At 55.2% G+C, this 15,115-nt stretch carries 13 protein-coding genes and 1 pseudogene; 1 reads left to right on the top strand and 13 read right to left on the bottom strand.

Translation table 11 applies throughout. From position 1 onward, the window contains the following. The 13 genes and pseudogenes from B3F49_RS03485 to B3F49_RS03425 all read right to left on the bottom strand — a co-directional run. Positions 1-242, bottom strand: a pseudogene (locus tag B3F49_RS03485) (PHP domain-containing protein); the annotation flags it as partial. A gap of 9 nt (positions 243-251) precedes the next feature. Beyond that, positions 252-2,705: an alpha-ketoacid dehydrogenase subunit alpha/beta gene (locus B3F49_RS03480; RefSeq protein ID WP_293908989.1), complete on the bottom strand. Its 2,454-nt coding sequence runs from the start codon at positions 2,703-2,705 to the stop codon at positions 252-254. 23 nt (positions 2,706-2,728) lie between these two features. After that, the gene (lpdA, locus tag B3F49_RS03475) at positions 2,729-4,081 is read right to left on the bottom strand and encodes a dihydrolipoyl dehydrogenase (protein ID WP_293908987.1); all 1,353 of its coding nucleotides are present in this window, start codon (positions 4,079-4,081) and stop codon (positions 2,729-2,731) included. A 9-nt stretch (positions 4,082-4,090) separates the two neighbouring features. After that, positions 4,091-5,404, bottom strand: a complete 1,314-nt coding sequence (locus B3F49_RS03470) for a dihydrolipoamide acetyltransferase family protein (protein ID WP_293908985.1) — start codon at positions 5,402-5,404, stop codon at positions 4,091-4,093. 13 nt (positions 5,405-5,417) lie between these two features. Continuing rightward, on the bottom strand, positions 5,418-6,173 hold the full coding sequence (locus B3F49_RS03465; protein WP_293908983.1) for a DeoR/GlpR family DNA-binding transcription regulator: 756 nt from the start codon (positions 6,171-6,173) through the stop codon (positions 5,418-5,420). Positions 6,174-6,265: 92 nt separating this feature from the next. Further along, on the bottom strand, positions 6,266-6,577 hold the full coding sequence (rhaM, locus tag B3F49_RS03460; RefSeq protein ID WP_293908981.1) for an L-rhamnose mutarotase: 312 nt from the start codon (positions 6,575-6,577) through the stop codon (positions 6,266-6,268). 9 nt (positions 6,578-6,586) lie between these two features. Next, complete coding sequence (locus B3F49_RS03455; RefSeq protein ID WP_293891776.1) at positions 6,587-7,624, bottom strand: ABC transporter permease; 1,038 nt, start codon at positions 7,622-7,624, stop codon at positions 6,587-6,589. A 3-nt stretch (positions 7,625-7,627) separates the two neighbouring features. Beyond that, positions 7,628-8,629, bottom strand: a complete 1,002-nt coding sequence (locus B3F49_RS03450) for an ABC transporter permease (protein WP_293908979.1) — start codon at positions 8,627-8,629, stop codon at positions 7,628-7,630. Further along, complete coding sequence (locus B3F49_RS03445; RefSeq protein ID WP_293908977.1) at positions 8,622-10,139, bottom strand: sugar ABC transporter ATP-binding protein; 1,518 nt, start codon at positions 10,137-10,139, stop codon at positions 8,622-8,624. Before B3F49_RS03445 ends, B3F49_RS03450 begins: the two co-directional genes overlap by 8 nt. 67 nt (positions 10,140-10,206) lie before the next feature. Further along, the gene (rhaS, locus tag B3F49_RS03440; protein WP_293891767.1) at positions 10,207-11,220 is read right to left on the bottom strand and encodes a rhamnose ABC transporter substrate-binding protein; all 1,014 of its coding nucleotides are present in this window, start codon (positions 11,218-11,220) and stop codon (positions 10,207-10,209) included. Between the two features lie 263 nt (positions 11,221-11,483). Further along, a complete protein-coding gene (locus tag B3F49_RS03435; protein ID WP_293908975.1) occupies positions 11,484-12,422 on the bottom strand; it encodes a bile acid:sodium symporter family protein in 939 nt (312 codons plus the stop codon). Beyond that, positions 12,423-13,502 (bottom strand): class II aldolase/adducin family protein, encoded by a 1,080-nt coding sequence (locus B3F49_RS03430; protein ID WP_293908973.1) that lies wholly within the window; start codon positions 13,500-13,502, stop codon positions 12,423-12,425. Further along, positions 13,499-14,749, bottom strand: a complete 1,251-nt coding sequence (locus B3F49_RS03425; protein ID WP_293908971.1) for an L-rhamnose isomerase — start codon at positions 14,747-14,749, stop codon at positions 13,499-13,501. Before B3F49_RS03425 ends, B3F49_RS03430 begins: the two co-directional genes overlap by 4 nt. A 99-nt stretch (positions 14,750-14,848) precedes the next feature. Between B3F49_RS03425 and B3F49_RS03420 the strand changes: the two genes are divergently transcribed. Continuing rightward, positions 14,849-15,115: AraC family ligand binding domain-containing protein (locus B3F49_RS03420; RefSeq protein WP_293908969.1), on the top strand; the 267-nt coding region annotated here is incomplete at its 3' end.

The raw sequence follows: 15,115 nt of genomic DNA, 5'->3' as shown, positions 1-15,115 counted from the left end.
CCGATGCTGTCGTGGTCGATGCTCCCCACAATTCCCAGGCCGGCCTTCCAGGCCGCATATGCGGCCGCCGCCGGCTCATAGGGGCTGAAGGAGTAGGTGGTATGCACGTGGTTGTTCACCTCTTCGGTGACCGTGCGGCCAAGAGCCCCGCGCCGTATCAAAGAGCCGAGCTTCTCGGTGGCAGCCATGCGGACGGCGGTATCACGATTGTTGATATCGCGTTCAAGCTTCTGTATATCCATGGTTCTTCCTTATACTCCCTTCCGGCTCGTCCTAAAGAACTCACCGTCGGTGAAGTTGTGCTTGCTCGTATAGCCGGGAAGCGGAAGAATCTGCTCGTGGATGGCATCCAGGATGCTGGAAGGCTGGGCAAAATAGTACTCTTCCATCTCGGCAGGCGGGGTGATCCAGTTCTTTGAACCTGCAACTACTACCGGAGCATCGAGGTAGTCGAAAGCGAGCCTTGAAAGGTTGCTGGCAACCGTGTGCAGATAACTGCCGCGCTCGGCGCTGTCGGTTACCATGACGCAGCGACCGGTCTTCTTGACCGATTCGATGAGCATCTCGTACTTGAGCGGGTTGATCCACCTCAGGTCGATGACCTCGGCCGAAAGACCAAGTTCAGCAAGCTTGTCGGCCGCAGCAATGGCAGTGTACAAGGCGGGTCCAAGAGCCACCAAGGTGACATCCTTCCCTTCGCGTCTGATGGCGGGCTCCCCTTCGGGAATCTCATAGTACCCCTCGGGAACGCCTTCGGCGACGAACATCTCTCCGATTCCGTAGAGCTTCTGGCTCTCAAAGAATACCACCGGGTCGGTTCCGCGCAGTGCGTAGTTGAGCATGCCCTTCACATCATAGGGGGTTGCCGGATACATTGCCTTCAAACCGGGAACGGAAGCGACCATGCTTGTCCACTCCTGGGAGTGCTGGGCACCATACTTGTTGCCAACCGACACGCGCAGCACCAACGGCATCTTCAGCACGCCGGCACTCATGGCCTGCCATTTGGGCATCTGGTTGAAGACCTCATCCCCTGCACAGCCGAGGAAGTCGCAGTACATCAACTCAACGACGGCCCGTCCGCCGGCCATTGCATAGCCGACTCCGCTGCCGACAATAGCCGACTCGGCAATCGGGGAGTTGAAGAACCTCGACGGAGGAAGCAGTTCGGTAAGGCCGCGGTAGCAGGCAAACGCCCCTCCCCAGTCACGGTGGTCCTCGCCGTAGGCGATCATGGTCGGGTCGATGGAGAAACGATGGACCATGGCTTCGAATACCGCATCACGATACTGATACTGGCGGGCGGCAGGATACTCCTTTCCGTTCTCGTCATACGCGTAGCGGTTTCGCTTGGCGATCTGCTGCACCCTCGGATTCTCCTCAAGGCTCTGCAGCAGCACCGGCTTTGCATCATCAAACTTCTCGACACTGCCGTTTGAGAACATCACCGACTCAATAAAGGCTTCATCCACCATCGGGCTGATCTTGGGATCGGCGGTGATCTGCAGCGTCATTCTCATCTTCTCTTCAAGGAGCGTGTCCATCCGATCAAGGTCGGCTTGTTGCACTACACCGTTTTCGATCAGGTAATTGCCGTAGGCCACGATCGGGTCCTGGTTGCGGAACGCCTCGAGCTCCTCCTTGGTCCGGTAGGTCATTGCATCGCTGGGGCTGTGGCCGCTGTAGCGGTAGGTCAGCGTATCCAGGAAGGCGGGACCTTCCCCCTTGAGCAACAGCTCCTTTTTGCGGGCCGTAGCATCGGCTACAGCCAGCGGGTTGAAACCATCGACACGTTCGGTGTGCATGGAGTACTCGTTGATGGCCGCCCCCACCCGTGCGGCCACCTTGTAGCCCATGGTCTCCCCGATCGGCTGCCCACCCATTGCGTAGAGGTTGTCAAAGCAGTTGAGCATGAACGGGGGATAGCCGGGATTCTCCTCCCACAAGGTCTTGTACTGGTCCATGGAGGAGAGAACCAAGCCTTCGTAGACAGGACCGCGGGCGAGCGAGCCGTCGCCGATGTTGGCGATGACAATCCCCTTTTTGCGGTTGATTTTCTTATACAGGGCGGCACCTACGGCGATGGTGCAGGAGCCACCGACGATGGCGTTGTTGGGCATGCTGCCGAAGGGCTTGAAGAAGGTGTGCATCGAGCCGCCCAAGCCTGCGTTGAAGCCCGTCTTCTTGGCATAGATCTCCGCCAAGGCGCCATAGAGCACAAAGTTCTCTGCGGTGTCGCGGACGTCCTTGCCGGGGAAGTGATCGGCGATCACCTGGTAGGTCTGTCCGTTCATGAAGCCTTCCATGATGGAAAGCAGGTCCTTGTCCTCCATCTTGTAGATGGCGGACATGCTCTTGGCCAGAATCTCGCCATGGCTGCGGTGCGAACCGAAAATCTGGTCCTCGGGCTCCAGCACCATAGCCTGGCCGACCGCTGCACTCTCCTGTCCTGCAGAGAGGTGGGCGGGACCCTTGTGGGTATAGCTGATCCCCTGATACACCCCTTCCTTCTTGATGGTGTCGAGCATCGTCTCAAACTTGCGGATGAGGAGCATGTCATAGTAGGCACGGACCAAACGGTCCTTCCCATATAGCTTAAGTTCCTTCTTGAAATCACTCTGGTACTGGTTTACCGGAATGGAAGGTGTCTTGATGATTTGTTTTTCCCTCAGCGTTGCGGGATCAAACGGTAGTGTTTTGGACATAATAACTCCTTATCATTGCATCCCTACAGGGTATGGTCGAGCTGAAAGCAAGCATCCTTGATCAACTCGGACACACTGGGATGGGGAAATACGATCTCTTTGACATCCTGGACACGCAGCTCAGCCTCAATAAGTGCCGAAGCGCCCCAGATCATCTCACTGCTGTAGGGTCCGAGCAGGTGGACTCCGACGATGGCCCCGGTCTGTGCGTGGCAGATGACCTTCACCAACCCTGCACCTTTTTTGCCGTGTTCGGCCAAGAATCTGCCATTGGCACGCATCTGCACCGTCCGGCTCCTTATGGGGATGCCGAGCTTCGCAGCTTCGGCTTCGGTAATGCCGCATCCGGCGGACTCAGGGTTGCCGTAGACAGCCCACGGTATTGCCTGATAGCGCATGCGCATCGTCTTTGAACCGAAGATATTGGAGACGGCCACCTCAGCCATGCGTGAAGCGCTGTGAGCCAACAGCGAACGGCCGTTGACATCGCCGATGGCGTAGACCGTGGCGAGGTTTGTCTGCATCCGGTCATTGACCACCACGCCCTGCCTGCCGATGTCCAGCCCCAGCTTCTCGAGGCCCTGGATGTTGGGCCTGCGACCCACGCTCATCAGGACCATGGAGGCTGCAATGGATTTCTTCTCTCCCTTTGCATCGGTGTAAAGTACGGAATCGGGTGTAATCTCCTCGACCTTGCAGCCAAGGTGGAAGTCCACTTCCTTGAGCTCGCGGCGCATCAGCTTGGCGAACTCGCCGTCCATCATCGGAAGGATTTCACTCATCATCTCGATGACGGTGACCTTGGTCCCGATCATGGAGAAGAAGGAGGCGAATTCGATGCCGATCACTCCGCCGCCGATCACCACCAGCGAAGACGGGATCTCCTTGATCTCGAGAATCCCGTCGCTGGTCAATACATGGCTCAGCGTGGAGCCGGGGATGGGAGGCACAAAGGGCGAACTTCCGGTTGCAATGATCAGGTACGAACCCTCATAGACGGTATCGCCTACCTGTACGTGATGGGCATCGAGAAACTGCGCTTCGCCGAATACGGTCTGGACCTTGTTCGATTTCATCAGAAATTCAATGCCGCCCCTCAGCGTCTTGATCGTCTCTTCCTTCCAGGCCATGGCATCCAAGAGGTTGAAGGAGACTTCCTGTGCCTGCACTCCGAACTGCTTGCCGTCCTGGGCGTGGGAATAGAGCTTGGCGCTGTTGAGCAGGCTCTTGGTGGGAATGCAGCCGCGGTTGGTGCATACTCCCCCCAAATGTTCCTTCTCAATGAGGAGAACCTTTTTCTCCAGCGCCCCTGCCCGCTCTGCTGCGACATATCCGCCGGGGCCGCTGCCCACTACAATCAAATCAAAGCTATCCATACAATGCTCCTACAAGGCCAACAAGAGGTCGATCGAGGCGATATTGTCCATCAAGGCCTTGAGGAAGCGTGCCGCATCGGCGCCATCGACAGCTTGATGGTCCATGGTCAGCGACAAGCCGATGTGCTCAACGAAGGCCACATCGCCGTCCTCATCCTCGATAGGCTTGAGGACGATGGTTCCAACTCCCAAAATGGCAACCTCGGGCACATTCAGGACCGGGGTGAACGCCTCGATGCCGAAGGAGCCGACGTTGCTGACGGTGAACGTCGAACCTGTCAGTTCATCAGGCTGGGCGGTACCGGCTTTACACTTGCCGATAAGAGCCTTGGTTCCTTCACTGAGTTGTTTCAGACTCAGAAGTTCGCTGTTGCGCAGTACCGGCACCAACAGGCCCTTGGCCGTATCGGTGGCCACTCCAAGATGGACATGAGCAAAGCGTAGGATCTTGTCACCCAAAAAGTGGGCGTTGAAGGCAGGGAACTGCACAAGGGTGCGGGAGACGGCAAACAACACCAAGTCGTTGATGGTGATCCCTTGCAAGCCGAGTTCCGGCTTGGATGCCTTGAATCCCGCCCTGAGGCGCTTCAGCGCCCGGGCATCGGCGAAGGCATGCAAGGAGAGCTGGCAGGTCGAATGCATCGACTCCATCATTCTTCTTGCCGTTACCTTGCGAACTCCCTTCACCGCAATCTCAGTGACCTCTTCGGACACGGGAGCAGTGACAGCCGGCTCAACAGGCTTTGCCGCCAGGTCGCTTGCGAGCACCCTTCCTCCGATGCCGCTTCCGCTTGCAGGAGCCTCGATGCCCTGCTCAAGGGCCTGCTTCCTGGCAACCGGTGAAAGGGGCTGGCCCTTGGCGGAAAGCACATCACGCTCGATGATCCTTCCCTTCGGGCCGGTAGGCTGGACGGCAGAGAGGGGTATTCCCAAGGAGGCTGACAACTGTCTGGCACGAGGGCTCGCACCTATGGCTTGGCTTGCTGCAACAACAGGGGCCTGCTCTACTACCGATGCAGAGACCTCTGACGCCTTCGCTTCTTGTTGCTTCGGCTCTTCTGCTGCAACCGTCTCGACCTTCTCTCCAGCTTCGCCGATAACGGCGATGGGAACCATGACCGGCACATCGGCACCTTCCTCAAACAAGCGGGCAAGCACCACACCTTCGGCGGTCGATTCAACGTCGATGGTGGATTTATCGGTCTCGGCTGAACACAGCACATCTCCGACGGCTACCTTGTCCCCCAGCTTCACCTTCCATTCCACGATGATGCAGGACTCGACCGAGTTTCCCTGCTTGGGCATCACAACCTGTTGTGCCATCTATGCTTCTCCTCTACTGTGCGATAATAACCTCGACACCCTGCTCTTCGAGCTGGGCGATGAGGTCGGTCGGAAATCCACTGTCTGTGACAATGGTATCAATCTCTGTTACCGGCATGATCCGTACGAATCCCCGATTGCCCACCTTCGACGAATCGACGCAGAGCACCCTGCGGGTGGCTTGGGCGCACATGCGCTGCACGACCTGGGCATTCTCCACCAAGCTGGTGGTAAGCCCGTGTTCCATGGTGAACCCGTCGGTGCCGAAAAAGGTGGTCGTTACATGGTAATCTTCTATTTGGCTGATGGCAGCCGGACCCACGAGGGCTTCTGCCTGGCTTCGGTATTCACCACCGACAAGGGTGATGAGCAATTGGGCATTCGCCCTGGCATACGGCAACAGGAGGGTTGAATTGGTAACCACCTTGACATTGCGCTTGCCGAAGAGGTAGCGGGGGATCAAGGAGCAGGTGGAACCATTGGTGATCATGATGCAGTCGTTGTCCTTGACCAAGGTGGCTGCAGTTTTGGCAATCAACTCTTTCTGGGTGTTGTTCGAACCATCGCGGAAGGCGGCCTGCGGCGAGGAGGCGGCGACCACCCTTCCATGGGAGCGGACGACCAGACCTTTGGCGTCGAGGTCCCTCAGATCTCCACGAATGGTAACGGCAGAAACACCCAACTCTTGGCTGAGGCGGGTGACCGGGTACTCCTCTCCACTTTTCAGCAGCTGGAGAATTTGTTCCTCACGGGGGGAAAGGCCTAACATCCAGTTCGCTCCTGCTTTCAATTTACTTTCGTAACGCTTTCGATTCTATTATGCTTTGACGAATAAATCAAGCAGAAATGAAAGGAAAATGCTCAATCCATGTGAAAGACTTCTTCCAATGGTATGGAGACCGGCGATTTGTCAGGGTTTGTCTCCATCAAGTCGGACATATAAGCCCACCACTTCTGGACAATGGGATTTGCACCCAAGCCCTGGGAGCCTGTGTTGCCTTGCACGCGCTGGAAGGCAAAGAGTTTTCCCGTCTCGCGTTCAAGGAAAATCGTGTAGTCATACACTCCGCTTTCGCTGAGCAAAGCCTTCAACTCCGGCCAAATCTCATTGTGACGCTTCTGGTATTCAGCCTCACATCCCTTCTTCAACTGCATGACAAATGCTTTGCGCATGAAATCCTCCTAGTGTTGTGCCTGCAATCTGAGCTTTCGGTTTGCCTTGTACAGGTCCAGCAATCTGGGAAGCAGGACTGCGATGATCAGCAGGCTTCCAATGACGATGGTCATCAGCGTTCCGCTGAACTTGAGCAGACCCATGCCGAATTTCAGATAGCCGACGAGCAAAGACCCGATGAACACCCCGAAAACAGTGCCCTTTCCTCCGGTGATCGAAACTCCTCCGAGAACCACCAGGGTGATGATCTCCAAATCCCAGCCGGTTGCAATGTTGGAACGGACCGAAAGAATGCGGCTTGCAAGCAGCATGGCTGTCAGGCCGCAGAAGAATCCAGTGATGGTAAAGTTGATGATCCTGGTGAGTTTGACGTTCACCCCGCTGAACCGGGCGGCCTCGGCGCTGTTGCCGATGGCATACAGCCTTCGGCCGTACGTTGTTTTATGCAGGATGAAGGCAAAAAGGAGCATCAGGGCAAGATAGAGTACGAACTCATAGGGAATGATGGTATTGGGAATGAACTCCTGGCCGAAGACGCCGAAGCCCTCGGGGAAACTGGTGCGGGCCTGGTCGCCCAGCAGTCCGATCGAGATACCCCGGTAGATGGACTGGGTTGCCAGGGTGACGGCGATAGCCGGCATATTCAGACCGGTTATCATCAAACCATTGAACAGGCCTGCAAGAGTGCCCACCAAGAGGGAAATCAAGAGCAGCGAAGGAATGGATGCCCCACCCTGGGCTGCGTTGCCGACTGCATAGGCGCACAGGGCTATGATCGAGGCGATTGAAATGTCTATATCGCCGCACATGATGATGAAAATCATCGGCAGGGCCATGATTGCCTTCTCACTGAACTGGAAGGTCGCGTTCATCAGATTGAACCAATCCAGAAAATAGGGAGTCCGATTCGTGAAGAATACAAACATCAAGGTGAAAATGATTACCAATATCACTTCCCACTTGGTAAAGAACTCGATGAGCCGGCTTTTGATCGACATTTCGTTGATGAGCCGGCTTTTTGCTATATAATCCTTTTTCTCAGCCATAGCCTACCCCCTCCTCTGTGCCAGCAGTTTTGCACTCTTGCGTTGGTCGGACAGGGTATTCAGAGCCAAGGCGACCAAAATGATCAAGCCCTGGACGAAGGTCTGCCAGAAAACCGACAAATACACGACCGGCAGTGCATTGGTAACCACACCCAAGAAGAGGGTCCCCAAAACCACGCCGATGATCCCTCCGGCTCCACCGGAGAAGGTCACACCCCCCAGCACACAGGCGGCAACCGCCTGCATCTCAAAGCCGGTGGCCATCTCGTTGACCGCCGAGGCATACCGGGCGGTCCACAAGGCACCGGCAAGGCCGCAGAGCGTTCCACTGATCAAAAACACGACGACTCTGACACGGTTCTCATTCACTCCTACGAACTTTGCTGCAGTGGGGTTGCCCCCGATGGCGTATACTTCGCGTCCGGTCCGGGTGAAACGGCTGAAATAATAGAAGACTGCTATGACAACAAAGGCAATCCAGAGAAGGTATGAGATGCCTAGGAATGTCGTACGGGGAAATCCGATGTACGAAGGAGACATCTCATGGGCGGTTACCCAGGTGCCCTTGCTGAGCACGAAGGTAAGACCGCGATAGATGTTCACCGTCCCGAGGGTGGTGATGATGGGAGGGATTTTTCCATACGCCACCAATACACCATTGAACAGGCCCATCAACAGCCCGATACCCATGCCTACCAGCAAAAGAACGAAAGGGGGTACCGATGCATAGGATTCGTTGATCATTCCACAGGCCATGCCGGTGAAAGCGATGATGGAACCGACTGAAAGGTCGATACCGTTTGAGAGAATGACCAAAAACTCACCGATGGCAACAATCGAGAGAATGGCCATGTCGTTGAGAATCCTGTTGATGTTCTCACCTGAAAGGAACTGGGGGGAGCGGATGGTTATAGGAACCAAAAGGACCATCAGCAAGAGCATCAGGGTCAACTCCCTGCGCTCAAGCGCCTTTTTCAGCAGTGATGATGGAGCACGTTCAGGCATGGGCGGCCTCCTGGGAAACAGTAGCAATGGCGTAGCGCATGACCGTCTCGGCTGTGCACTTGCGAGCATCAAGCATGGCAGTCTGATAGCCTTCATGCATGACCAGAATCCGGTCGCTCATTCCCATGACTTCCGGCAGTTCACTGGAAATAAGAATGACAGCCACACCTTTGGCGGCCATGTCGCAGATGAACTGATGGACGGCGGCCTTGGTGGCGACATCGATTCCTTTCGTCGGTTCATCGAGAATGAGAATCTTGGGTTTTGTCCCGATCCACTTGGCTAGAACGACCTTCTGCTGGTTCCCCCCCGAGAGGGTCTCTGCATCGACATGGTAGCCGGCCGACTTGATCTCCATCTGGTTCCCATGTTCCAATACATAGGCCCTCTCCTCCTTGGAGCGGGTGATGATGCCTTTGAATGACAGCAGCTTGAGCACCGGCAGGGAGATATTGTGGGTCAGACTCATTTTCAGCACCAGACCCTGCTTCTGACGGTCCTCGGGAACCAAGGCGATGCCCTTGCGCATGCTTTCTTTGGCACCCTTGGGCATAAAGGCCTTGCCTTCGAGATACATGGTGCCTTCACTGGCCTTATCGATGCCGAATATGGTACGGACAACCTCGCTGCGGCCGGCACCCACCAAGCCAAACAGCCCCAGGATCTCACCCTCGTGGAGCGTAAAGGAGATGTGCTTGAATGCACCGAGCTGACTCAGCTTCTCTACCTTGAGAATCTCCTTGCCCAGGGCAGGGGTATGTTCGGGATAGAGCTGATCGATCGATCGGCCGATCATCATATTGATGATTTGGTCCTCGGTGCTCTCAGCAACCTTCCCTTCCCCTATATACTGTCCGTCACGATAGACGGTGAAATAATCACAGATGGTAAAAATCTCATCAAACTTATGAGAGATGAACAAAATGGCTTTGCCGCTCTCCTTGAGGGAGCGGACAATCCTGAACAAGTCTTCGACCTCCCGTCCGGTAAGGGCGCTGGTCGGCTCGTCCATGATGACCAGCTTGGCATCGAGGGAGAGCGCCTTGGTGATCTCAACCATGTGCCGCTTGGCAACGCTGAGGTTCTTGACCAAGGTGTCGGGGTCGATATCCAGCTGCATGCGTCCCAGCAGTGCCTTGGTCTGTTCGGTCATTGCCTTCCAGTCAAGCTTCTTGGTCTTGGGATTACGCAGATGGTGCCCCATGAAAATATTTTCAGTGACACTGAGCTCGGGAAACATCGAGGCTTCCTGATGGATGGCAACAATGCCGGCCTGTTGGGCCTCGATGGCATTCTTGAAGGAAATCTCCTTGCCTTCAAGCACGATGCTCCCATGGGTGGGGATGTACACACCAGTCAGGATTTTCACCAAGGTTGACTTTCCAGCCCCGTTTTCCCCGATCAGGGCATGCACTTCGCCCGAGCGCAGTGTCAGCTTGACATTGTCCAGGGCCCGGATGCCGGGAAATATCTTGGTTAGGTTGGTAACTTCCAACAATGCGTCTGGCATTGTTCCTCCTTATACAAGCAAAAACAGACGGCTCCCGCCGAAAGCGGCAGGAGCCGAATACAATGATCTAGAAAATTGCTGCGAACTGCTCGATGTTGTCCTTGTTGAATACGTACGGATAACCCATGTAGATGATTCCATCTTTCTCAACTTTCATGGAATCCATGCGGCCGGCGGGAATGGCCTCGCCGACGCTGCCCTTGACGGTTCCGTCAATGAGGCCGTTCAAAATGTAGGTGGAAGTATAGCCGAGGTCGATCGGATTCCACAGAGCCATCTGGCGGCAGGTGCCGTCGAGGATGTAACCCTTCATTTCCGAAGGCAGGCCAAGACCGGTGACTTCCACGATACCGGCTTTACCGGCATCCTTGACAGCCTGTGCAGTAGCAAGCAAACCAACAGTGGTCGGGCAAATGATCGCCTTCAGGTTGGGGTACTTCTGCATCAAGGAGACAGCTTCACGATAGCTCTTGTCCGGGGCGTCGTCACCATAGACAACTTCCACGAGCTTCATGTTGGCATACTTTGCATCCTTGATCTCTTCCTTCATCCAGTTGATCCAGAGATTCTGGTTGGTAGCCTGGGCGGAAGCGGAAAGAACAGCAACATCACCCTTGTAGCCGGTAAGTTCGGCTGCAAGCTGAATCTGCTGACGGCCGATGAGCTCGGCATTGCTCGGAAGCAGGTCGACGATGCGTCCGCCTACGTTGATGCCGGAGTCAAAGCTGATGACCTTGATGCCGGCTGCCATGGCCTTCTTGGTGACGGGAATCAAAGCATCGGCATCGTTCGCGCTGATGGCAATCCCATCGACTCTCTGTGCAATGAGGGTCTCGATGATTTCAATCTGGCCTTCAGCAGTTGCCTGGGGAGGACCCATGTAGGTGGTCTTGATCCCACCAATTTCGGCTGCCGCTTCCTGGCTGCCCTTGAACACTGCGTCAAAGAAACCATTGCCCATGCTCTTTACGAGTATGACAATTTCCTTCTCTGACTTTACTGCCTGTTCCTTGGTTCCCTGGGCGAAAAGACCAGTGACGACCAAGCTGGCAATGAGTACAAACAACAACGCTTTCTTCATACAAACTCTCCTTTTACGAAATCATTCCGACAGTGCCGGAATCTATTTGAACCTGGGCATGCCAAGGCAAACAGCACAATGTGTATAGCATAATGCTATATCCTTATGTATAAGTGTGACAGCTTTTTTGAAATCCGCAATAACTGAATAGTCATTTTTTAGCACTATTTTATCATGCGGTTGGATTGTCGGCGCTTTCTCACGGAATCAAAACGAAAGTGATACGAAAAGACAAGGTCGGCAAACGAAGGAGTATTGAAGCATCACCCTGTATCACGGCTAAAGAGCCTGGCTCCCAGAAAGCCGACAAAGGTTTGCTGCAACAGGATGCCGATTACCACCGGCAGGGCGGTTTCCGCTCTGAAATAGCTGGTGGCCAGAACCAGGGCGGCACTGATGTTGCGCATCCCACCGGTGAACGTCATGGAGACTACAGAAGCGCGGTCCTCATGCAGCACATACCTGCCAAGTGAGTAAATCAGCACAAAACCCAAGGCGATGACCACCAGGTTCATCAGAATGAGAGGCACATAGACTGCTGAAAAGGTGAGTGTTCCCGACAGCGATGCAACATGCAGGACGATGACCAGCATCATGCACACCTTCGTGACCGGACTGAGGTATGGGCGGGCATTGGTGCAGGCCTCTGAAGCCGCTTGCTTGACCAGCATGCCCAGAAGAGAAGGGATGACTATCATGTACAAGAGAGAGATGATTATGCCTTGGAAATCCAGCTGTACCGATGAGTCGGCCAACAGGCGGACCGTAAGCGGGGTCAAGAGCGGTGAGAGCAGGGTATCGAGCAGGATCAACGCCAAAGCCAGGGCTCCGTCGCCTGCATGGATGGTCGTCCACAAGAACGAGGTGACCGCTATAGGAATCGAGGAGAGCAGGATGAAGCCGGTGACATAGGAAGGTGAAGAGGGAAACGCCAGGGAGGCAAGAGCCTTGACTATCAGGGGAATGAGCACATGCGCACACACAAGCACCATGCCGATTGTCCGTCCACGCCTGAGAGCCTTCGCCACCTGGGAGAAACTGATCTGCAGGGCACCGATGAACGTAATGCATGCAAAGAAAAAGGTCCCCCACCCCTTGTAAGCGGCAATGCGGGAGCCCAAGGCCAAGCCCACCACCACCCCGATTGGTGTGATGACGGGCATCGCCTTGTCACTGGGCGCATTGAAGGTGCTCAGCTTCATTTATGGTGCAGATACCTTGGAACGATACTTCTCGACTTCCCAGTTGCGAATGAAGTCGATCATCGGCTCATCCATGAAAAGCGGCCCGCCGAAGCTCTCGGTATAGACGCTGATCGCTACGCTGTCCCTAAAGAGGGGCATCGGCTTCGGCCCAAGGGAGAAAACTCCCAGATCCTGCACGCAGACAATCTTCGCCCGCCCTGAGTGCTGCGCCTCGAATTCCTCGAAAGCCTTCGCTACATCTTCGTCCTTTCCGACCCACAGCGGCTTGAAGCCTGCATAGACGATATGGTCGGGGGTGAAGGAGGATGCAACTGCGGCAAAAGAAATCTCATCAGCAAGCAAGCGCGCATACTCCTTGTTCATGGCAAAGAGAACCTCCTCGTCGGTATAGCGCTGCAAAACCGACCTGACTGCCTCAACCTTGGCCTCGTCGGCTTTGAGAGCAGTGAAATCAGGCTTCCTTATAAGAGCCGATTCGATGCGTTTCATCACCCGCTCATACTGCAGGGAAATCTCCTCAAGACTTGCGCCACCGACAAAGATGCCATGGTTCTGCAAGAAAATCAGGGAGCACACCGCCCCTGTCTGCTTTGTATGGACGGCCATCCGCTGTCGTACAGTCTGGGCAAGAATGAAACCGGGCTTCACCAGCTCGATCCAAAGAGCGTCGGGAAAAAGCCTGGCCACCGTCTGCCTGCCCTCTTGTGCGCATGTCAAGCCATTGACAATGGCTGGATGCAGATGCACCACGTAGGCAAACGGCAGCAAGGCATGCAGCAGAGCCTCGACCGACGGGCGTGCGCTCTCCCCTCCCAGCCGGCAGGCCATCATATCCCTGAGGACTTCATCCTCCCGCGTATCGTCGTCCTGACTGTACTGCTTGCTCCAGATGCCTTCCATCTTGGCGAGGTCCATGCGTACAAAGCCCTCTTCACCGATGGTTCCCAAGGCGTGGCCGCTTGCCTTTACATACAGGATGCCGCCCTCCTTATAGGAGGTGTTCCCGCCTCCGAGCAGGACAAACGAAGCATCCGACCCATACCGGCGCGAATGTTCGATCAATGTTGCAAGGCTCATACGCGCTCCTTCAGCACACTCTCTTCGTAGTCGCTGATGATGCCGATCAGCTTGCTCTCCAGCGGTGCATTGAAACGGGTGCAGAACTCATTCCAAACCGCTCCGAAAGGCAGTACATTCTGCAGCTCCAGCAGGGCCATGGTAGCATAGCCGTTGCCCGATTCCTCATACTCGATCAGCTGGTCGATCGGCTGAAGCAGGGCGAAGAGCAGAGCCTTGCGCATTGCTCGGATGCCGGTGACCCATGCACCGATGCGATTGATCGAAGCATCGAAAAAGTCCAGGCCGATGTGTGATGTTTCGAGCTTGCCGCTGCGAACCAGCTCCTCGGCGACCATTTTCACCTTGTCATTGAACAACACGACGTGGTCGCTGTCCCAATGCATCGGCCTGCTTACATGCAGCAGCACCTCGTCATCGAAAAGCAGGATGGAGGAGAGCTTGTCCGAAATATCCTCTTCGGTATGGAAGTGGCCCATGTCGATGCAGAGCATCTTGTTGTTGCGGGCGGCATAGTTCATGTAGAACTCGTGCGATCCAACCACGAAAGATTCACTGCCGATGCCGAAAAGCTTGGTCTCCAAGGCATCACGCATATACTCTGCCGGATACTCGGTCTGGAAAATCTCATCCAGGCTCTCCTTGAGAATCGAGCGGTACCCGAACTTGTCCACGGTAAGATTCTTCGCCCCGTCGGGCACCCAGGTGTCAAGAATGCAGGGAGATCCCATCTGCTCCCCGATCCAAGCGGCGATTCTTCTGCAACGCTTTGCATGTTCGATCCAGAAACGGCGGATTCGTTCATCCTTGCTGGCAAGGGTGTACCCGTCGTCGGCCATCGGATGGCTGAAGAAGGTGCCATTGAAGTCGAAGGCGACCCCCACCTTCCTGCCCCACTCGACCCAGCCCTGGAAATGGGCTTCCTCAATCTGATCCCGGTCGATGAAGGTCGAACCGAATTCACCATAGCTCGCATGCAGGTTCACGCGGTGGGTTCCCGGTACGAGGGAGAGTACCTTCTCCAAGTCGGAACGCAGCTGTTCGATGGTTTTCGCCTTGCCGGGATATTTTCCGGTAGCTTGAATGCCTCCGCCGCCCAGCTCGGCGTCAGGCTTCTCAAAGCCCCCTACATCGTCACCCTGCCAGCAGTGAATCGAGATGGGAATCTTGGCAAGTTGATCCAATACTTCATCAGTATTCACGCCATACTCGGCGTATACGGTTTTGGCTACTTCATACTCTGACATGACAGGCCTCCTCAAGCGCAGTACACTACCTAGGTATAGTGTGACATTTTTCTCAAGATTTACCTTGACAGAATAGTCAATTTCTAGCACGATTTTATCATGTCGAGTTTCACCCTGTCTGAATCCATGTTCTTCCGGGAAAACCGCCTGCCCATCAAGGTGCTGCTAAGGGATCCGGAAATCCCTTTCTCCTTGCACAGTCACGATTTCTATGAGCTTGTCGTAGTGGTTTCAGGCAAAGGCACCCATCTTTTGGCCAACGACAGCCGCCATTTGCAGGAAGGCATGGTGTTCTTCATCAAGCCCGGAACCGCCCATGGCTATGCGGACATCAACAATCTGGTGCTCTACAATGTGCTGATCGGG

The sequence above is a fragment of the Sphaerochaeta sp. UBA5836 genome (genome assembly GCF_002432845.1).
GTDB lineage: Bacteria > Spirochaetota > Spirochaetia > Sphaerochaetales > Sphaerochaetaceae > Sphaerochaeta.
Note: the sequence above shows the minus strand (reverse complement) of the source record. Positions and strands in the feature narration are given on the sequence as shown.